The 19,588-nt window shown below is 61.0% G+C and carries 21 protein-coding genes and 1 tRNA gene; 16 read left to right on the top strand and 6 right to left on the bottom strand.

What is annotated here, in order from left to right; genetic code table 11:
* Positions 1-67: 67 nt before the first annotated feature.
* From C4J94_RS03785 to C4J94_RS03740, 10 genes are read left to right on the top strand one after another with little or no spacing between them, the layout of a single operon-like run.
* Positions 68-1,027 carry a DUF523 and DUF1722 domain-containing protein gene (locus C4J94_RS03785; protein ID WP_124385046.1) on the top strand — a complete coding sequence of 320 codons (960 nt, stop codon included), beginning with the start codon at positions 68-70 and terminating at the stop codon, positions 1,025-1,027.
* Positions 1,028-1,030: 3 nt separating this feature from the next.
* The gene (locus C4J94_RS03780; RefSeq protein ID WP_124385045.1) at positions 1,031-1,960 is read left to right on the top strand and encodes a MerR family transcriptional regulator; all 930 of its coding nucleotides are present in this window, start codon (positions 1,031-1,033) and stop codon (positions 1,958-1,960) included.
* The gene (phrB, locus tag C4J94_RS03775) at positions 1,961-3,403 is read left to right on the top strand and encodes a deoxyribodipyrimidine photo-lyase (protein ID WP_124385044.1); all 1,443 of its coding nucleotides are present in this window, start codon (positions 1,961-1,963) and stop codon (positions 3,401-3,403) included. It begins immediately after the preceding gene.
* Entirely contained in the window at positions 3,396-3,818 is a 423-nt protein-coding gene (locus tag C4J94_RS03770) for a nuclear transport factor 2 family protein (RefSeq protein WP_124385043.1), read from the top strand. The genes phrB and C4J94_RS03770 overlap by 8 nt, the downstream gene beginning before the upstream one ends.
* Entirely contained in the window at positions 3,815-4,597 is a 783-nt protein-coding gene (locus tag C4J94_RS03765) for an SDR family oxidoreductase (RefSeq protein WP_124385042.1), read from the top strand. Before C4J94_RS03770 ends, C4J94_RS03765 begins: the two co-directional genes overlap by 4 nt.
* Positions 4,594-5,841: an NAD(P)/FAD-dependent oxidoreductase gene (locus tag C4J94_RS03760; RefSeq protein WP_124385041.1), complete on the top strand. Its 1,248-nt coding sequence runs from the start codon at positions 4,594-4,596 to the stop codon at positions 5,839-5,841. Before C4J94_RS03765 ends, C4J94_RS03760 begins: the two co-directional genes overlap by 4 nt.
* The gene (locus C4J94_RS03755; RefSeq protein WP_124385040.1) at positions 5,838-6,647 is read left to right on the top strand and encodes a DUF1365 domain-containing protein; all 810 of its coding nucleotides are present in this window, start codon (positions 5,838-5,840) and stop codon (positions 6,645-6,647) included. Before C4J94_RS03760 ends, C4J94_RS03755 begins: the two co-directional genes overlap by 4 nt.
* Positions 6,634-7,905, top strand: coding sequence for a cyclopropane-fatty-acyl-phospholipid synthase family protein (locus C4J94_RS03750; protein ID WP_124385039.1), 1,272 nt, complete (start codon positions 6,634-6,636; stop codon positions 7,903-7,905). The genes C4J94_RS03755 and C4J94_RS03750 overlap by 14 nt, the downstream gene beginning before the upstream one ends.
* The gene (locus C4J94_RS03745; RefSeq protein WP_124385038.1) at positions 7,898-8,377 is read left to right on the top strand and encodes a DUF2878 domain-containing protein; all 480 of its coding nucleotides are present in this window, start codon (positions 7,898-7,900) and stop codon (positions 8,375-8,377) included. The genes C4J94_RS03750 and C4J94_RS03745 overlap by 8 nt, the downstream gene beginning before the upstream one ends.
* A gap of 53 nt (positions 8,378-8,430) precedes the next feature.
* Positions 8,431-8,736 carry a YkgJ family cysteine cluster protein gene (locus C4J94_RS03740; protein WP_124385037.1) on the top strand — a complete coding sequence of 102 codons (306 nt, stop codon included), beginning with the start codon at positions 8,431-8,433 and terminating at the stop codon, positions 8,734-8,736.
* 77 nt (positions 8,737-8,813) lie between these two features.
* On the opposite strand, the gene C4J94_RS03735 is transcribed toward C4J94_RS03740, so the two are convergent.
* The 6 genes from C4J94_RS03735 to hemA form a co-directional block, all read right to left on the bottom strand.
* Positions 8,814-9,332 carry an acyloxyacyl hydrolase gene (locus C4J94_RS03735; protein ID WP_124385036.1) on the bottom strand — a complete coding sequence of 173 codons (519 nt, stop codon included), beginning with the start codon at positions 9,330-9,332 and terminating at the stop codon, positions 8,814-8,816.
* 99 nt (positions 9,333-9,431) lie between these two features.
* Positions 9,432-10,226 (bottom strand): glutamate racemase, encoded by a 795-nt coding sequence (gene murI, locus C4J94_RS03730; RefSeq protein WP_124385035.1) that lies wholly within the window; start codon positions 10,224-10,226, stop codon positions 9,432-9,434.
* Positions 10,219-10,974: a molybdopterin-synthase adenylyltransferase MoeB gene (locus C4J94_RS03725; RefSeq protein ID WP_124385034.1), complete on the bottom strand. Its 756-nt coding sequence runs from the start codon at positions 10,972-10,974 to the stop codon at positions 10,219-10,221. The genes murI and C4J94_RS03725 overlap by 8 nt, the downstream gene beginning before the upstream one ends.
* On the bottom strand, positions 10,968-11,798 hold the full coding sequence (prmC, locus tag C4J94_RS03720) for a peptide chain release factor N(5)-glutamine methyltransferase (RefSeq protein WP_124385033.1): 831 nt from the start codon (positions 11,796-11,798) through the stop codon (positions 10,968-10,970). The genes C4J94_RS03725 and prmC overlap by 7 nt, the downstream gene beginning before the upstream one ends.
* A gap of 3 nt (positions 11,799-11,801) precedes the next feature.
* Positions 11,802-12,884 (bottom strand): peptide chain release factor 1, encoded by a 1,083-nt coding sequence (prfA, locus tag C4J94_RS03715; protein WP_124385032.1) that lies wholly within the window; start codon positions 12,882-12,884, stop codon positions 11,802-11,804.
* The gene (hemA, locus tag C4J94_RS03710) at positions 12,881-14,170 is read right to left on the bottom strand and encodes a glutamyl-tRNA reductase (RefSeq protein ID WP_124385031.1); all 1,290 of its coding nucleotides are present in this window, start codon (positions 14,168-14,170) and stop codon (positions 12,881-12,883) included. The genes prfA and hemA overlap by 4 nt, the downstream gene beginning before the upstream one ends.
* Positions 14,171-14,479: 309 nt before the next feature.
* On the opposite strand from hemA, the gene C4J94_RS03700 reads away from it, so the two are divergent.
* The 6 genes from C4J94_RS03700 (at position 14,480) to C4J94_RS03675 (ending at position 19,513) form a co-directional block, all read left to right on the top strand.
* Positions 14,480-16,204: a tetratricopeptide repeat protein gene (locus C4J94_RS03700; RefSeq protein WP_124385029.1), complete on the top strand. Its 1,725-nt coding sequence runs from the start codon at positions 14,480-14,482 to the stop codon at positions 16,202-16,204.
* A 4-nt stretch (positions 16,205-16,208) separates the two neighbouring features.
* Positions 16,209-16,826 carry a lipoprotein insertase outer membrane protein LolB gene (lolB, locus tag C4J94_RS03695; RefSeq protein WP_124385028.1) on the top strand — a complete coding sequence of 206 codons (618 nt, stop codon included), beginning with the start codon at positions 16,209-16,211 and terminating at the stop codon, positions 16,824-16,826.
* 1 nt (position 16,827) lies between these two features.
* The gene (ispE, locus tag C4J94_RS03690) at positions 16,828-17,679 is read left to right on the top strand and encodes a 4-(cytidine 5'-diphospho)-2-C-methyl-D-erythritol kinase (protein ID WP_124385027.1); all 852 of its coding nucleotides are present in this window, start codon (positions 16,828-16,830) and stop codon (positions 17,677-17,679) included.
* Between the two features lie 37 nt (positions 17,680-17,716).
* A tRNA-Gln gene (locus C4J94_RS03685) sits at positions 17,717-17,791 on the top strand.
* Between the two features lie 46 nt (positions 17,792-17,837).
* The gene (locus tag C4J94_RS03680; RefSeq protein WP_003208392.1) at positions 17,838-18,779 is read left to right on the top strand and encodes a ribose-phosphate pyrophosphokinase; all 942 of its coding nucleotides are present in this window, start codon (positions 17,838-17,840) and stop codon (positions 18,777-18,779) included.
* Positions 18,780-18,916: 137 nt separating this feature from the next.
* On the top strand, positions 18,917-19,513 hold the full coding sequence (locus C4J94_RS03675; protein ID WP_124385026.1) for a 50S ribosomal protein L25/general stress protein Ctc: 597 nt from the start codon (positions 18,917-18,919) through the stop codon (positions 19,511-19,513).
* The last annotated feature ends 75 nt before the right edge of the window (positions 19,514-19,588 follow it).

Here is a 19,588-nt window from a genome sequence, read left to right as displayed (position 1 = left end):
AAATCTATGATGAAATTTAGTTGTACAGCAATTCAAAGCTGTACAGGAATTTCGCAGAGGTTTGCCCATGTCCTATTCCGTGAAACCCAAGATCGGCATCAGCGCCTGCTTGCTGGGCGAGAACGTGCGTTTCAACGGCGGACATAAACAATCGCTGTTGTGCAGCCAGACCCTGGCCGAATATTTCGACTACGTGCCGCTGTGCCCTGAAGTCGCGATCGGCCTGGGCATCCCTCGCGAAACCATTCGCCTGGTTGGCGACGCCACCAACCCACGGGCAGTGGGTACCGTACACCGCGAACTTGATGTAACCCAGCCACTGGATGAATACGGGCAAGCGATGGCGCGTGAACACACCGACCTGTGCGGCTACATCTTTATGCAGAAGTCACCGTCCTGTGGCCTGGAGCGGGTCAAGGTCTACCGTGAAAACGGCGCACCGGTGGATGGCGGCGGGCGCGGTATCTACGCGCAAGCGTTCTGCGCGCGCCATCCCGACTTGCCGGTGGAAGAGGACGGCCGCCTGAATGACCCGGTACTGCGCGAAAATTTCCTCACCCGCGTGTTCGTCTATGCCAGTTGGCAGCAACTGCTCGCCGAAGGCCTGTCCCGGCACCGGCTGCTGGCGTTTCACTCGCGCTATAAATACCTGCTGATGGCCCACAGCCCGGCGCACTATAAAAGCCTTGGCCAGTTGCTCGGCACCATGGGCAAGGGTGACAACCTCGACGAACTGGCCAGCGGCTACTTCAGCCAACTGATGACGGGCTTGAAGAAGTGCGCCACCCGCGGCACCCATTCCAACGTGCTGCAACACATCAGCGGCTACCTGAAAGAGGCGATCAGCGCCGACGACAAGCAGGAAATGCAAACCGTCATCGGTCAATACCGCCACGGCATCGTGCCATTGGTGGTGCCCCTCACGCTGCTCAAGCATCACTTTCGTCAGCACCCGGACCGCTACATTGCGCAGCAGGCCTACCTGCAACCGCACCCGGAAAATCTCAGCCTGCGTAATGCGATCTAAACCATGAAAGCTGCTCTGCAAGACGAACCCGGCGAAGACATCGCCCTGGCCCTGAAAAATGGCTGGCTGCCGATCCGCGAGGTGGCGCGCCAGACCGGCGTCAACGCCGTGACCCTGCGCGCGTGGGAGCGCCGTTACGGCTTGATCGTGCCCCAGCGCACGCCCAAGGGGCATCGGTTGTTCAGCGCCGAACATGTGCAACGCATTCACGCCATTCTCACCTGGCTCAATCGAGGCGTGCCGGTCAGCCAGGTCAAAGGCTTGATCGACTCCGCCCAGGCCAACCCCGAATCGATGGAAAGCGAATGGCACGCCCTGCGCCAGGCCCTGGTGAATGCCATCGGCGAACTGGCTGAACGCCGGGTCGACGATGCCTTCAACCAGGCCATGGCGCTCTACCCGCCACGCACCCTGTGCGAGCAGTTGCTGCTGCCGCTGCTGAGCGAGCTTGAACAGAAGTGGCAGGGTCAATTCGGCGCGCAGATGGAGCGGGTGTTTTTCCTGTCATGGCTGCGCAGCAAATTTGGCGCGCGGATCTATCACAACAATCGCCAACTCCAGGGTGCACCGCTGCTCTTGGTCAACCACTCCGATTTACCGCTGGAGCCGCACTTGTGGCTCAGTGCCTGGTTGGCCAGCAGCGCCGACTGCCCGGTGGAGGTGTTCGACTGGCCGCTGCCGGCCGGCGAGCTGGCCCTGGCGGTAGAGCATCTGCAACCGCGTGCCGTGCTGCTGTATTCAAGCAAGGCGCTGCAGGTACCGGCCCTCAAAAAACTGCTGGCCGGCGTGGGCTGCCCACTGCTGATTGCCGGACCAACGGTATGCATCCACCAAGCCGAGTTAGCCGTATTAACCACTGACTTCCCCGAGTTGTCCGTCGCCGAAGACCCGTTGTCGGCCCACCAGATATTGATCCAGCGTGGAATTGTCTAAATGCACTTGATCTGGCTGCGCACCGACCTGCGCCTTCACGACAACACCGCCCTGACTGCCGCCAGCCAGCGAGGCCCGGTCGCGGCCGTTTACCTGATCACGCCGCAACAATGGCTGGCCCACGATGACGCGCCGTGCAAGGTCGATTTCTGGCTGCGCAACCTGCGAGCGCTGAGCCAAGCGCTCGGAGAACTGAACATCCCGCTGCTGATCCGCCAAGCCGCCACCTGGGACCAGGTACCGGACGTACTGAGCCAGCTGAGTCGGGAGCTCAAGGTGGAATCGGTGCACGTCAACGACGAATACGGTATCCACGAGAGCCGGCGCGACAGCGCGGTGGCCCAGGCGCTGGAAGCCCAAGGCGTGACCTTCCACCGTTACCTGGACCAGCTGTTCTTCCAGCCGGGCAGCGTGCTGACCAAGTCCGGCACTTACTTCCAGGTGTTCAGCCAGTTCCGCAAGGTCTGCTACACCCGCTTGCACAGCGCCTTGCCGCGCCTGGTGGCAAGCCCCAAGGCCCAGGCCCGCCTTGAACTGAAAAGCGATGCCATCCCCACCAACGTTGAAGGTTTCGCGCCGCCCAGCGAAACCTTGCGAGCACTGTGGCCCGCCGGTGAAGACGAAGCGCGCCGCCGCCTTGACGCCTTCGCGGATGAGCAGATCAGCTACTACAAAGACGAACGCGACTTTCCCGCCAAGCCCGGTACCAGCCAGCTGTCGGCCTACCTTGCCGCCGGAGTGGTGTCGCCACGCCAGTGCCTGCACGCTGCGTTGCAGTCCAACCAGGGCGAGTTCGAAAGCGGCGACGTCGGCACGATCACCTGGATCAACGAACTGCTGTGGCGCGAGTTCTACAAGCACATCCTGGTGGGCTACCCGCGGGTTTCGCGCCACCGTGCATTCCGCCCCGAAACCGAGGCCGTGGCCTGGCGTGATGCGCCCAAGGACCTCGCCGCCTGGCAGCAAGCGCGTACCGGCTTGCCGATCATCGATGCGGCGATGCGCCAACTGCTCGAAACCGGCTGGATGCACAACCGCCTGCGCATGGTGGTGGCAATGTTCCTGACCAAGAATCTGCTGATCGACTGGCGCGAGGGCGAGCGCTTCTTCATGCGCCACCTGATCGACGGCGACCTGGCGGCCAATAACGGCGGCTGGCAGTGGAGTTCGTCGACGGGTACCGATTCGGCGCCGTACTTCCGGATTTTCAGCCCGCTGAGCCAGTCGGAAAAATTCGACAGCGAAGGCCTGTTCATCAAGCACTGGCTGCCGGAGTTGGCCGCATTGAATAAAAAGGACGTGCACAACCCGCATGCAGCCGGTGGCCTGTTCGGCGTGGCCGATTACCCGAGCGCCATCGTCGACTTGAAAAAGTCCCGCGAGCGCGCCCTTGCTGCCTTTCGCAGCCTGCCCGCGCGTCAGGAGATGGCCGAACATGAGTGACTTCCTGCGCCGCTTCGGCCACACCTTCGCTACGCTGGACAAGCACAACCTGCACCTGCTCGACAGCCTGTACAGCGAGGACATCGTATTTGCCGACCCGCTGCATGAAGTCCACGGTTTGCCGCAACTGCATCGCTACTTTGCCCAGCTGTACAGCAACGTCAGCCAGCTTGGCTTTGATTTTCACGGCTTCGACCAAACGGCCGAAGGCGAAGGCTACCTGCGCTGGACCATGAGTTTTCGTCACCCGCGCCTGGCGGGTGGCAAGCTGATCCAGGTGCCCGGTTGTTCCCACTTGATGTGGCGCGACAAGGTGTATCGACATCGCGATTATTTCGATGTCGGCGCGCTGCTTTATGAACATGTGCCGGTCCTCGGTGGCGTCATCAGTTGGCTGAAAAGGAGAATGGGATGAGCCCGATACCGCCCCGTCGTTATTGGTTGACCGGCGCCAGCAGTGGCATCGGTGCCGCGCTGGCCGTGGAATTGCTCAACAGCGGCGCCCACGTGGCGCTCAGCTCGCGCACCAAAGGCCCACTGGAAGCCCTCGCCCAGCGTTTTCCGGGGCAAGTGCTGGTGGTGGCCGGCGACTTGACCAACAGCCAGACCGTACGCGAGATCGGTGAGCGGATCGGCGAAACCTGGGGCAGCCTGGACACAGTGATCCTCAACGCGGGCACCTGTGAATATGTCGACGCCAGGCAATTCGATGCGTCGATCATCGAACACGTGGTGCGCACCAACCTGCTGGCCAGCAGTTATTGCATTGAAGCCGCACTGCCACTCTTGCGGGCCGGGCGTACGCCGCACCTGGTGGGCGTGGCCAGCGCCGTGACCTACCTGCCCATGCCGCGTGCCGAAGCCTACGGTGCATCGAAGGCGGGCCTGCGCTACCTGTTCGAATCCCTGCGTATTGGCCTGTCGCCGGAGAATATCGACGTCACGGTGATCAGCCCGGGGTTTGTCGATACCCCGCTGACCGAACGCAATGACTTCCCGATGCCGTTGAGCTGGTCGGCCGACAAGGCGGCCAGGCATATCTTCGCCAAGCTGGAAAAGCGCCCACTGGAGATTGCCTTTCCAGCCATGTTCATCGCCACTTTATGGCCGCTGTCGAAGCTGCCTAACCGTGCCCAACTGATCATCGGCAAGCGCATGTTGCGCAGTCCGCCGCCGCAAAAGGACGACCTGTGAAGATCGCCATTATCGGCAGCGGCATCGCCGGGCTGACCAGCGCCTACCTGCTCAGTCGGCGCCACGACATCACGCTGTTCGAAGCGGGTGACTGCCTGGGCGGACACACCCATACGGCCAACGTCACGGTCGAGGGCCAGCGCTATGCGGTGGACACCGGTTTCATCGTGTTCAACGACTGGACCTACCCGAATTTCATCCGCCTGCTGGGGCAGATCGGGGTGCGGTTCAAACCCACCGAGATGAGCTTTTCGGTATGCGACCAGAGCACCGGCTTCGAATACAACGGCAATAACCTCAACAGTTTGTTTGCCCAGCGCCGCAACATCCTGTCGCCGGGGTTCTGGGGCATGCTGCGCGATATCCTGCGTTTCAACCGCCAGGCGCCGCTGGACCTGCAAGAGCAGCGCATCAAGGCGGACATGACCCTTGGCGACTACCTCGACGCCGGCGGTTATGGCCCGCGTTTTATCCAGCACTACATCGTGCCGATGGGCGCGGCGATCTGGTCGATGTCGTTGGCCGACATGCTTGGCTTTCCGTTGCAGTTCTTCGTGCGCTTCTTCAAGAACCACGGCCTGCTGTCGGTGAGCAATCGCCCGCAATGGTGCGTGATCGAAGGCGGCTCCAGCAGCTATATCGAACCGCTGAGCCGCAGCTTTCGCGAACAGGTGCGCCTCAACTGCCCTGTGCATAAGGTGCAGCGCACCGACGACGGCGTGGTTATCCACAGCCCGGCGGGCAGCGAGGCGTTCGACCGCGTGGTCTTCGCCTGCCACAGCGACCAGGCTCTGGCCTTGCTCGCCGACCCAAGCGAAGCCGAACAGCAGATCCTCGGCGCCCTGCCCTATGCCGACAACGACGTGGTGCTGCACACCGACACGCGACTGCTGCCCGACCGCAAGCTGGCCTGGGCCAGTTGGAACTACCGGCTGACCGGCCATCAACAGCATCAGGCCGCCGTCACCTATGACATGAACATCCTGCAAGGCATCGACAGCGCTACCACCTTTTGCGTCAGCCTCAACCAGACGCCGATGATCAACCCACTGAAAATCCTCGCGCGCTACACCTACGCCCATCCGCAATACAGCCTGGCGGGGGTGGCTGCGCAGGCGCGCTGGGAAGAGTTGCATGGCGCACACAACACCTTCTACTGTGGCGCCTACTGGGCCAACGGTTTCCATGAAGACGGCGTGGTCAGCGCCCTGCGCGTGGCACAGGCCTTTGGGGAAACCCTGTGAACAGCGCCCTGTACAGCGGCTGGATCGCCCATCGGCGGTTTTCGCCCAAGGCCCATGCGTTTCGCTATCGCATCGGCCTGCTGTACCTGGACCTCAGCGAACAGGACGCCGTGCTCGGGCTCTCGCCCCTGGCCGGCGCGAGTCGCCTGGCGCCGTTCGGCTTTCGCCAGCAGGATTACCTGCGCCAATTCACCCGCCAAGGCATGAGTTTGAGCGATGCGGTACGCCACGAAGTCGGCAAGGCCCTCGGGCGTACGCCGCAGGGCACGATCTGCCTGCTGACTCAGGCCCGCAGCTGGGGCCTGGCGTTCAATCCGGTGAGCTTCTTCTACTGTTTCGAGGCTGATGGGCAGCTGGCGGCGATCCTGTGCGAAGTCACCAACACACCGTGGCGCGAGCGCTATCACTATGTGCTGCCGGCCCAGGCGCTGGCTGGCGATGAGCACCAGCATTTTGCCGTGGCCAAGGCGTTCCATGTGTCGCCCTTCTTGCCGCGCGACCTGGAATACCGCATGAGCTTTAGCCCGCCCGCCGCCAGACTCGGCGTGCACATGGCCGACTGGCAAGGTGCGCATAAAGTTTTCGACGCTACCTTGAGCCTGCAAAAGGAAGCCCTGAGCCGCGCCAGCCTGCATCGTTATCTATGGCGCTTTCCGTGGATGACCGCCAAGACCTGCCTCGCGATTTACTGGCAGGCCCTGCGCCTGTTGCTCAAACGCTCACCGATTTTTTCCCACCGGGCCGCCGATGGCGTCTCCAGCACCGCAGTCGGGTATACCAAGGATCGCCGCCATGAAATCCCCTAGCTTATCGGTCAAGGCTAATCGCCTGAACGTCAACGGCATGACCGCTGCGCTGTTGCGCAAGGGCGTGTTGCGCCAACTCAGCCAATTGCGCCATGGCCAATTGGTGATCGTCGAGGACGGCGAGCGACAAGTGTACGGCGCACGGGAAGCGCACCTGTTGGGTGAAATCCAGATCCTCGACTCGGCAGTGTGGGGCCTGGTGGCCGCCAACGGTTCGATCGGCGCCGGCGAAGCGTTTATCCATGGCTACTGGAGCAGCCCGGACCTGACCGCCGTGGTGCGCGTGATGGTCAGCAACCTGGACGTGCTCGATGCGATGGAGGGTGGCCTGGCACGTCTGGCGCGACCGTTCACCCAGGGCCTGCACTGGCTTAACCGCAATACGCGCAAAGGCTCGCAGAAAAACATCGCGGCCCATTACGACCTGGGCAACGACCTGTTCGAGGAATTCCTTGATCCGACCATGATGTATTCGGCGGCGCAGTTTCTGACCCCCGACGACACTCTTGAGCAGGCGCAACTGAATAAACTGGAACGCATCTGCCAGAAACTGTCGCTCAAACCCACCGATCACCTGCTGGAAATCGGCACCGGCTGGGGCAGCATGGCGCTGTATGCGGCGCAGCACTATGGTTGCAAGGTCACTACAACCACCTTGTCCAAAGAGCAATTTGCCTACACCGCCAAGCGCATCGAGGCGTTGGGCCTGCAGGATCAGGTGACATTGCTGCTGCAGGATTACCGCGACCTTACCGGTGAGTATGACAAGCTGGTGTCCATCGAAATGATCGAAGCGGTGGGCCATCGCTTCCTGCCTACGTATTTCAAGCAGTGTGCACATTTGCTCAAGCCCGACGGCCTGATGCTGCTGCAAGCCATCACCATCCGCGAACAACGCTATGAGCAAGCCAAGAACAGCGTCGACTTCATCCAGCGCTACATCTTCCCCGGTGGCGCCCTGCCCAGCGTGCAAAACATGCTGCAGATCGTGTGCCGTGACACCGACATGAACCTGCTGCACATGGAAGATTTCGGCCTGCATTACGCGCGAACCCTGCGCCTGTGGCATGAGAATTTTCGCCGCGCCCATGGCCGTCTCGCCGAGCTGGGCTACGACGAATACTTCCTACGCCTGTGGGAATTCTATCTTTGCTACTGCGAGGGCGGCTTCATGGAGCGCACGATTGGCACCGCGCAGTTACTGCTGGCCAAGCCGGCTGCGATCAACCCGCCGTTGCTAGGGCGTTTCAGTGCTTAAAACCCTGGCCAATGCGGCGCTGTTCCAATGCGGCTGGTTTGCCTGTGTGCTCGGCGGCGATGGCCCCTGGTTGCTGGCGGGGCTGGCGGTATTGGTGGTCAACCTGCTGTGGATAATTTCGCTGGCCGATGACGGTGCGCTGATCGTCAGCGTGACACTCGCGGGCACGGTGCTCGACACACTGCTGCGCACGCTGGGGGTTTTCCATTTCAGCGAGCCGGGGCCGTTGATTCCGTTCTGGCTGATGCTGCTGTGGGCATTGCTGGCCACCACCTTGCGCCACTGCCTGGCCTGGACTGCCCGTCCCTGGTGGCGCGCCGCCCTGCTGGGCGCCGTGGGTGGGCCGTTATCGTATTACGCCGGTAGCCAATTGGCCGATGTGCAGTTTGGCTATGCCCTGGGGCCGACAATGGCCGGGCTGGGGCTACTCTGGGCCGCGGTGTTCGTTGGGCTGCATCGGCTGGCGCACTGACGCCCGTCGAGCATTCATACGCGCTTCGCCTGCTTGGCTTACACTGCGCGCCTATGACCAACATCCCTCACACTCAAATCACCGAACCCGCCGTCACCTGCTCGACGTGCGCGGCCTGCTGCTGCCAGTTGGAAGTGATGCTGATCACCGACACCGGCGTGCCGCAGCGCTATATCGATACCGATGACTGGGGCGGCGAAGTGATGCTGCGCCTGGACGATGGGTGGTGTGCGGCGTTGGACCGGGACACGATGATGTGCACGATTTATGAGCTTCGACCGTTGATATGTCGGGAGTTCGAGATGGGGGCGCCGGAGTGCCTGGAAGAGCGCAAAGGCATTGCCACGGTCTACCGCTGAGACTGAAATGCATGAAGATCCAAATGTGGGAGGGGGCTTGCCCCCTCCCACATTGGTTTTTCGGTGTTTCTTAAACGTTACAGCGGCATGGTGTAGTGCAGCGAGTAGCTTTCTACCCCATCGTTATTGCTGCTGATTCCGGCGTTGGAATAGTGCGTGGCGCGAATACCCACTTCATGTCCACCGGCAAACCGCAGGCCGAAACCCAGGCGGTCTTCGAACTGAAAGGACTGGCCGATGTTGTTGTCTTCCAGCCTGGTGCGAGAGAACAACGCCACCCCGATCCCGGCCTCGATGTAAGGCTTGACCGACTCTCCGGCGAACTCATACACAAACACCGGCGAGAACGACAGGCTGCTGGCGCCTGCACGCTCGTCACCTTCCCAATAGGTGTAAGCGCCGCTCCAGTAGCCCGTCAGGCGACCGACGTTGCTTTGCACCCAGCTTTTATCCCAATCCGAGGTCAGGCCCAGGCGGTAGGTCAGCGTCGAGTCGCTGGTGCTGCCCAGCCCGAACTCCAGGCCAGCGGCCTGGGTGGTAATAGAGTGTCCCACCATCACAGCCGCAATAGCAGCCATACAGAACAAGCGCTTCATAGAAACTACCTTTGCGAACGAAGTTGTTGGTTATTTACAGGCTATCTCGCTATAGAAGCTGGCGTAGAGTCAGAAGTTCAGCGAGATTTCACGAAATTTTCACGAGCCGAAGCTTCGCACAACTCCAGGATGTTTCCAAAGTGTCGGTAGGATATTTCTGAGGTGGTACACATCGCCGCTGGTCCAGAACTGCGCAGGCACGGGTGCGCCGCTGGCCAGCAAGTCGCGCTCGCCCAGCAAACGCTTGAGCTGGCGTGCGACGGCGGCGCCGGTGTCGATCAGGATGATGCTCGGCGGTAGCATCTGCGCCAAAAGTGGCTTGAGGAAAGGGTAATGGGTACAGCCGAGGATGATGGTGTCGCAACCGGCGCTGAGCAGCGGTTCGATATAACCCTGCAATAACTGGCACAGGGCCCGGCTGTTCAGATCGCCGGTTTCAATGAGTTCCACCAGGCCCGGACACGGTTGGGTAATCACCCGCACGTCGGTGGCAAAGCGGTCGAGCAAGGCGGCGAACTTGGCGCTTTGCAGGGTGCCGGTGGTGGCCAGCACGCCGACCACGCCGCTGCGCGTCGCCGCCGCTGCCGGCTTTACCGCGGGTTCCATGCCGACCAAGGGCCATTCGGGGTAGTCCTGGCGCAAATCGGCCACGGCGGCGACCGTCGCGGTGTTACAGGCAATCACAAACGCCTTGGCCCCCTGTTCGCGAAAGAACTCGGCGACCCGCCGCGAGCGCTCACGGATGAAGGCCGGGGTTTTCTCGCCGTAGGGAATATGCCCGCAATCGGCCACGTAGAGCAGCGATTCGTGGGGTAACAGCTGCTGGATTTCATCCAGCACCGACAAGCCGCCGACACCGGAATCGAACACACCGATGGGCGCGTTCTCAACCATGTTGCGTCCCGCATACGCTGCAGCCCGGATCGCGCTTGACGCGCAACTCACGAAACCGCGAGGTCAACGCGTCGACCAGCAACAAGCGCCCAACCAGCGGCTCACCAAAACCGGCCAACAGCTTCAAGGCTTCCAACGCTTGCAGGCTGCCGACCAGCCCTACCAAAGGGCCGACCACGCCGGCTTCGCTGCAGGTCAGTTCGGTGTCGCTGCCATGCCCATACAAGCAGTGGTAGCACGGGCTGTCGGGGCGACGCGGGTCGAACACCGACAATTGCCCTTCCAGGCGAATCGCGGCGCCGCTGATCAAGGGCTTGCCGGCGGCAACACAGGCGGCGTTGACCGCTTCGCGGGTAGAGAAGTTGTCGCTGCAATCGAGCACCACGTCGACGGCGGCGACGGCCGATGCCAACGAATCGGCATCCAGCGCGGTGCGATGGGCGAGCAGCGAAATCTCGGGATTGATGGCGCTCAGCCGCCCCATGGCCGAATCGACCTTCGTCTGCCCGACGCTGTGGGTGTCGTGGATGATCTGGCGTTGCAGGTTGGTCAGGTCGACCGTGTCGAAATCCGCCAGGTGCAACTCGCCTACCCCAGCAGCGGCCAGGTACAGCGCGACCGGCGCGCCCAGCCCACCCAGGCCGACGATCAACGCGCGGCTGTTTTTCAAGCGCAACTGGCCTTCGATGTCCACATGCTGCAACAGAATCTGCCGGCTGTAGCGCAACAGTTCGTGGTCGGTCAGCACGGGCGGCGTCCCAAGGTGATGCGTTCATGGCCGCCGAGGTCGATGCGGCTGTGCACCTCGTCAAAGCCTTCACTGAGCAGCAGGTCGCGCACGGCCGGGGCCTGGTCGTAACCATGCTCCAGCAACAGACGGCCACCGGCCTGCAAATGGGCCGGGGCCTGTTTGATGATCAGGCGCAGGTCGTCCAGCCCGTCATGGCCGGCCACCAGGGCACTGGACGGTTCGAAGCGCACGTCGCCCGCGGCCAGGTGGGGATCGTTGGCGGCGATATACGGCGGGTTGCTGATGATCAGGTCATAGGTATCGCCTTGCAGCGCGCTGAACCAATGACTGTTGAGCACCACCGCGTTATTGAGGTGCAGCCGCTGGCGGTTGCGCTCGGCCAGGGCCACGGCTTCCAGCACGCGATCGACGGCGGTGACCTTCCACATCGGGCGTTCACTGGCCAGGGCCAAAGCGATAGCTCCGCTGCCGGTGCCCAGGTCCAGGACCGTGGCGGGCGTGGCGGGCAACAGTTCCAGAGCGGCTTCCACCAGCAACTCGGTATCCGGACGCGGAATCAGCGTGTGCGGCGCGACCTCCAGGTCCAGCTTCCAGAAGCCTTGCTGGCCGAGGATATAAGCCACCGGCTCACCGCCGCGACGGCGTTGCAGGTACCCGGCAAACGTCAGCGCATGCTCGCTGCTGACGATTTTTTCCGGCCAGGTGTGCAAGTAACTGCGGGACTTGCCCAGGGCAGCGGCCAGCAGCAGTTCGGCATCCAGGCGCGCGGTGGGCGAGTCGGGCAGGTCAGCGGCACGCAACAGGCTGGCAATGATGGTCATTTTTTATTCACCTATCGCCGCCAATTGATCGGCCTGGTATTCGGCGAGCAGCGGCTCGATCACCGCATCAACGCCACCGGCGAGAATTTCATCGAGGGAATACAGGGTGAGGTTGACCCGGTGGTCGGTGACCCGGCCCTGGGCAAAGTTGTAGGTGCGGATGCGCTCGGAGCGGTCGCCCGACCCCACCAGCAGCTTGCGCTCACTGGCAATCGCGTTGGCGGCGGCGCTGGTCTGCTGGTCATTGAGCTTGGCCGACAGCCAGGACATCGCCCGTGCACGGTTCTTGTGCTGGGAACGTTCTTCCTGGCACTCCACCACGATGCCCGACGGCAAGTGGGTGATCCGGATCGCCGAGTCGGTCTTGTTGACGTGCTGGCCGCCCGCGCCCGACGAGCGGTAAGTGTCGACGCGCAAGTCCGCCGGGTTGATCTCGATCGCTTCCTGCTCGTCCGGCTCGGGCAACACCGCCACGGTACACGCCGACGTATGGATACGGCCCTGGGACTCGGTCGCCGGCACACGCTGAACGCGATGCACGCCGGATTCGAACTTCAGCTTGCCGTAGACGTTATCGCCCTCGACCCGCGCGATGACTTCTTTATAGCCGCCGTGCTCGCCTTCATTCTCGGACAGGATTTCCACGCGCCAGCCGCGACGCTCGGCATAGCGCGAGTACATGCGGAACAGGTCGCCGGAGAAGATCGCCGCCTCGTCGCCACCGGTGCCGGCGCGAATTTCGAGGAACACGTTGCGTCCGTCGTTAGGGTCTTTGGGCAGCAACATGCGTTGCAGGTCGCCTTCCAGCTCGACGAGCTTTTCCTTGGCCTCGCGAACCTCTTCCACGGCCATTTCGCGCATGTCGGGGTCGCTGTCCTTGAGCAGCGCCTGGGCGCCTTCGAGGTCGGCCTGCACTTTGAGCAGATTCTTGTAGGTGGCCACGATGGGCTCGACTTCGGCGTATTCCTTGGAATAGGCGCGGAACTTGGTCTGATCGGAGATGATCTCGCCATCGCCGAGCAAGGCGGTCAGTTCTTCGAAACGGTCCTGGAGCACATCCAGCTTATTGAGCAGTGACGCTTTCATTGCGGTTTTTTATCCGAAGAGCTATCTGACGCGCCCTCACCGAGGGCAAAGAGTTCCTGAGCCATGGCCAGCGCATCGAGGCGGCCTTCGGCAGTCAATTTTTTCAGTTGTACGCTGGGAGCATGCAGCAGTTTGTTGGTCAGGCCACGGGCCAGCTGCATCAGCACTTCTTCGGCGCTGCTGCCATTGGCCAGCAGCCGCTGGGCCTTGATCAGCTCCTCATCGCGCAGGCGTTCGCCCTGCTGACGATACGCCTTGAGCACATCCACCGCCGCCAGTTCGCGCAGGCGCACCATGAAGTCTTCAGCGCCGGTGCTGACCATCTCTTCTGCGGCCTGGGCAGCGCCCTGGCGACTCTTGAGGTTTTCGGCGACCACTTCATGCAGATCATCGACGCTGTAGAGGTAAACGTCGTCCAACTCGCCGACTTCAGGCTCGATATCTCGGGGAACAGCAATGTCCACCATGAAGATCGGCTTGTGCTTGCGCAGCTTCAGCGCACTCTCGACCGCGCCTTTGCCGAGGATCGGCAACTGGCTGGCGGTGGAGCTGATGACGATGTCGCTGCGCACCAGCTCGGCAGGAATGTCCGACAGCAGCACGGCATGCGCGCCGAACTGCTCGGCCAGGGTGCTCGCGCGCTCAAGCGTACGGTTGGCCACCACGATACGCTTCACGCCCAGGTCGTGCAGGTGCCGCGCAACCAGGGTAATGGTTTCACCGGCACCGATCAGCAACGCCTGGCTGCGCTGCAAGTCGCTGAAGATCTGCTTGGCCAGGCTGACGGCGGCAAACGCCACGGAAACCGGATTCTCGCCAATGGCGGTGTCGGTGCGCACCTGCTTGGCGGAATTGAAGGTGGCCTGGAACAGGCGGCCCAACAGCGGGCCGACCGTGCCGGCCTCGCGGGCCACGGCATAGGCTGATTTCATCTGGCCAAGAATCTGCGGCTCGCCCAGCACCAGCGAATCGAGACCGGACGCCACGCGCATCATGTGACGAACGGCCGCATCTTCTTCGTGCACATAAGCACTGGCGCGCAGGTCATCGAGGCTCAAATGATGGTAATCAGCCAGCCAGCGCAGCACAACATCGGCAGACAGATGCTCCTGCTCTATATAAAGCTCGCTGCGATTGCAGGTCGAAAGGATTGCAGCTTCGCGGCTGTCGGTGAGCCGGCAGAGCTGCTGCAAGGCCTCAACCAACTGCTCTGGCGTAAACGCTACGCGCTCGCGTACGTCTACCGAGGCAGTCTTGTGGTTAATACCGAGTGCGAGAAAGGCCATTCACTATCGCTGATGATGTCGGGAAGCCGACAATTGTCCTACTTCGAAAGATCCAGAACAACCACCGTCGTCTATTGTCCCTATACGTTGTGCCTATAAAGGCCCCTGTAGGAGCGAGCTTGCTCGCGAAAAACCCAGGAACACCGCTGAGTGCCAGGCTTTTCGCGTTATCGTTGACCTTCTTCGCGAGCAAGCTCGCTCCTACAAAGGCAAAAGGCAGCAATAGTCGTATTCCGAGTGCCCCGGTTATGTTTGGCCGAAGGCTTGTGTCATGATGATCCGACCGCAGGTTAGTCGTCCTCTTCCTATATGAATAGATCTTCCGCGTTGCTCCTTGCTTTTGTCTTCCTCAGCGGCTGCCAGGCCATGGCCCCCGTGTCGCCGGACGGTACACCGCCGGTGGAAGACAACACGCCCGCCCCTGAAAAGCCCAAGGTTTATTCCTCGTTCAGCGAAGAAACGGTCTATAGCCTGCTGACCGCGGAACTCGCGGGCCAGCGTAACCGCTTCGATATTGCCTTGGATAACTACGTGACCCAGGCGATCAATACCCAGGATCCCGGTATCTCGGAGCGAGCGTTTCGCATCGCCGAATACCTGGGAGCCGACCAGGCCGCGCTGGACGCCTCGCTGATCTGGGCGAAAAACGCCCCGGAAGACCTCGAAGCCCAACGTGCGGCCGCTGTGCAGTTGGCACGCGCCGGGCGCTATGACGACTCCATGGTCTATATGGAGAAAGTCTTGCAGGGCAAGGGCGACACGCATTTCGACTTCCTTGCGCTGTCCGCCGCCGACACCGATCAGGACACGCGCAATGGCCTGATGAAGAGTTTCGACCGCCTGCTGCAAAAGCATCCGAAAAACAGCCAGCTGATTTTCGGCAAGGCTTTGCTGCTGCAGCAGGACGATGAAGCCGACGCCGCGCTCAAGCTGCTGGAGCAGAACCCGCCGGAAGACGGTGAAATCGCCCCGATCCTGCTGCGCGCACGCCTGCTGCAGAACCTCAACCGCGGCAAGGAAGCGATTCCGCTGCTGGAAAAAAGTATCAAGAAATATCCGGACGACAAGCGCCTGCGCCTGACTTACGCGCGGATGCTGGTTGAGCAGGACCGCATGGAGGACGCCAAAGTGCAGTTCGCCAACCTGGTCCAGCAATACCCGGACGACGACGAATTGCGCTATTCCCTCGCGCTGGTGTGCCTGGAAGCCAAGGCCTGGGACGAGGCCAAGGGCTACCTGGAAGAGTTGGTCGCGCGCGAAAGCCATGTGGACTCGGCACACCTGAATCTGGGCCGCATCGCTGAAGAGCGTAACGACCCGCAGGCGGCGTTGCTTGAGTACGCCCAGGTCGGCCCGGGCAATGATTATCTGCCGGCCCAGTTGCGCCAGGCCGATATTCTGATGAGCAACGGTCGTACCGACGAAGCGGAGAAACGCCTGGCCGCGGCCCGCGATGCCGAGCCGGATTACGCGATTCAGTTGTACCTGATCCAGGCCGAGACCCTGTCGGCCAACAATCAGGGCGAACGCGCCTGGAAATTGCTGCAGCAAGCCTTGCTGCAGTACCCCGACGACCTGAACCTGCTTTACACCCGCGCCATGCAGGCCGAAAAACGCAATGACCTGGCGCAGATGGAAAAAGACCTGCGCCTGATCATCAAGCGCGACCCGGACAACGCCATGGCCCTTAACGCCTTGGGTTACACCTTGTCCGACCGCACAACGCGCTATGCCGAAGCCAAAGTGCTGATCGAACAGGCCCATAAGCTCAACCCCGAAGACCCGGCCGTGCTCGACAGCCTGGGCTGGGTCAATTACCGCCTGGGCAACCTCGACGAGGCCGAGCGCCTGCTGCGCCAGGCGCTGGAGCGCTTTCCAGACCAGGAAGTCGCCGCACACCTGGGCGAAGTGCTCTGGGCCAACGGCAAGCAACGCGAAGCGCGACAAATCTGGGAAAAATTCCTCAAGGAACAACCCGAAAGCCCCATCCTGCGCGGCACCATCAAGCGCCTGACCGGATCCGAGACCCTATAAGCTTATGTTCTTGCGCCACGTTATCGTTTTCAGCTTCATCGCCCTGCTCGCCGGTTGCGCGGGCATAGGCAACCGCGAATCCGTTGAAGGCCAGGGCAACCCGGCACAATGGCAACAGCACAAGGATCACCTCAGCAGCATCGACGGCTGGCAGATCGAGGGCAAGGTCGGGGTGCGTGCACCGAAGGATTCCGGCAGCGGCACCCTGTTCTGGCTGCAACGCCAGGACTATTACGATATTCGTCTGTCCGGCCCGCTGGGTCGCGGCGCGGCTCGCCTGACCGGCCGGCCGGGGCAAGTGAGCCTTGAAGTGGCCAATCAGGGGCGTTACGAAGCGACGTCACCGGAAGAGCTGCTGGAGCAGCAGATCGGCTGGAAACTGCCCGTGTCGCACCTGGTCTGGTGGGTGCGCGGCCTGCCGGCACCCGACAGCAAAAGCCGCTTGAGCCTCAACGGCGACAGTCGCCTGGCCTCCCTTGAACAGGATGGCTGGCAGGTCGAGTACCTGAGCTATGTGCAACAGAACGGTTACTGGCTGCCCGAGCGCATCAAACTGCACGGCACCGACCTTGACGTCACGCTCGTCATCAAGGACTGGCAACCGCGTAAATTGGGGCAATAACGTGACCGCCACAAAACTCACGCTACCCTCCCCCGCCAAACTCAACCTGATGCTGCACATCCTGGGGCGCCGTGAAGACGGCTACCACGAGTTGCAGACGCTGTTTCAATTTCTCGACTACGGCGATGAACTGACCTTCGCCGTGCGAGACGACGGCGTGATCAAGCTGCATACCGAATTCGATGGCGTGCCCCACGACAGCAATCTGATCGTGAAGGCCGCAAAAAAACTTCAGCAACAATCCGGTTGCCCCCTCGGCATCGATATCTGGATCGATAAAATCCTGCCCATGGGCGGCGGCATCGGTGGCGGCAGCTCGAATGCGGCCACCACATTGCTCGGGCTCAACCACTTGTGGCAACTGGGCTGGGACCTTGATCGCCTGGCCGTACTGGGCCTCACACTCGGTGCCGACGTCCCGGTTTTCGTGCGTGGGCATGCCGCATTTGCTGAGGGTGTGGGGGAGAAACTCACCCCCGTAGAGCCCGAAGAGCCGTGGTATCTCGTGCTTGTGCCGCAAGTATCTGTAAGTACAGCAGAAATTTTTTCAGATCCGTTGTTGACACGTAACTCTTCTCCCATTAAAGTGCGCCCCGTTCCCAAGGGAAACAGTCGAAATGACTGCTTACCGGTTGTAGCAAGGCGTTATCCAGAGGTACGTAACGCTTTGAATTTGTTAGGTAAATTTACCGAAGCAAAATTAACCGGAACTGGAAGTTGTGTGTTTGGGGGCTTCCCAAGCAAAGCTGAAGCTGATAAAGTCTCGGCCCTTCTTACAGAGACCCTTACAGGGTTTGTAGCAAAGGGAAGCAACGTTTCGATGTTGCATCGCAAGCTGCAAAGTCTGCTCTAAAAGGAATCGAGTGTTAGGCACTCGTTGCAACAGATACAGGGGCGTCGCCAAGCGGTAAGGCAGCAGGTTTTGATCCTGCCATGCGTTGGTTCGAATCCAGCCGCCCCTGCCATTTTCTAATACTCATCCAGGTTACCCTCAGCCTCTAGGTACTGCGCGTGTCCAAGATGATGGTCTTTACGGGGAATGCCAACCCCGATCTGGCTCGACGTGTCGTACGTCAGCTGCATATCCCTCTCGGTGACATCTCTGTCGGTAAATTCTCCGACGGCGAAATTACAGCCGAGATCAATGAAAACGTTCGCGGTAAAGACGTATTCATTATTCAGCCGACCTGCGCTCCGACCAACGATAACCTGATGGAACTCGTCGTGATGGCTGATGCCTTCCGCCGCTCCTCAGCGACTCGAATCACAGCTGTAATCCCTTACTTTGGTTATGCCCGTCAGGATCGCCGTCCGCGCTCCGCACGTGTGGCTATCAGCGCGAAAGTCGTTGCTGACATGCTGACCGTGGTAGGTATCGACCGTGTTCTCACGGTTGACCTGCACGCTGACCAAATCCAGGGGTTCTTCGATATTCCGGTAGATAACATCTACGGCTCCCCCGTTCTGGTGGATGACATCGAAGACCAGCGCTTTGAAAACCTGATGATCGTGTCCCCGGACATTGGTGGCGTCGTGCGTGCACGGGCTGTTGCCAAATCCCTGGGCGTGGACCTCGGTATCATCGACAAACGCCGCGAGAAAGCCAATCACTCTGAAGTGATGCATATCATCGGTGATGTCGAAGGGCGTACCTGTATTCTGGTTGATGACATGGTCGACACCGCCGGCACCCTGTGCCACGCGGCGAAAGCCTTGAAAGAGCACGGTGCCGCAAAAGTCTTCGCCTACTGCACACACCCTGTGCTGTCGGGCCGAGCGATCGAGAACATCGAGAACTCCATGCTGGACGAACTGGTGGTGACCAACACCATCCCGTTGTCCGCTGCAGCTCAAGCCTGTTCGCGTATCCGTCAACTGGATATCGCACCGGTAGTTGCCGAAGCGGTTCGCCGCATCAGCAACGAAGAATCGATCAGCGCGATGTTCCGCTAAGGGTCAAACCTTCGGAGCATTTAGCTGACGAAAAGCGCCCCGCCCCAGCATTCCGCTGGGGCGGGGCTTTTTTGCCCATGTCGAGTTCGGCGCTGGTCGCAAACGCCCCTCGATGATGGCTATTTTGGAGATACAACATGAACGATTTTACTCTGAACGCCCAAGCGCGTACTGACCTGGGGAAAGGTGCGAGCCGCCGCCTGCGTCACGCCGCCAACATCCCAGCCGTTGTCTACGGTGGTAACAAGCCTGCTGAATCCGTGACCATTCTGGCCAAGGAAATCGCCAAGCTGTTCGAAAACGAAGCGGCCTACAGCCACGTTATCGAGCTGAACGTCGATGGCGCCAAGCAGAACGTAATCGTTAAAGCAATGCAGCGTCACCCTTCCAAGCAGTTCATCATGCACGCTGACTTCGTTCGCGTTGTAGCTGGCCAGAAACTGACCGCTATCGTGCCTGTGCACTTTGTTGGTGAAGAAGCTCCGGTCAAGAAAGGCGGCGAAATCTCGCACGTCCTGAACGAAATCGAAGTGACCTGCCTGCCGAAAGACCTGCCTGAGTTCATCGAAGTCGACCTGTCGGCTCTGGAAATCGGCGCCATCGTTCACCTGTCCGACCTCAAGGCTCCTAAAGGCGTTGAGTTTGTTGCACTGGCTCACGGTGATGACAAAGCAGTTGCCAACGTTCACGCTCCACGCGTTGCTCCAGAAGCTGAAGAAGGCGCTGCAGAGTAATCCACTCTGTATTGCCGGAGCTTGAGGAAACATCGCGGACCGAAACGTAGCGAGAAAGCGGGCGATAACGCGGCG

This window comes from Pseudomonas sp. R5-89-07 (genome assembly GCF_003851685.1).
In the GTDB taxonomy this organism is placed as follows: domain Bacteria; phylum Pseudomonadota; class Gammaproteobacteria; order Pseudomonadales; family Pseudomonadaceae; genus Aquipseudomonas.
This window is presented reverse-complemented; position numbering and strand designations above follow the sequence as displayed.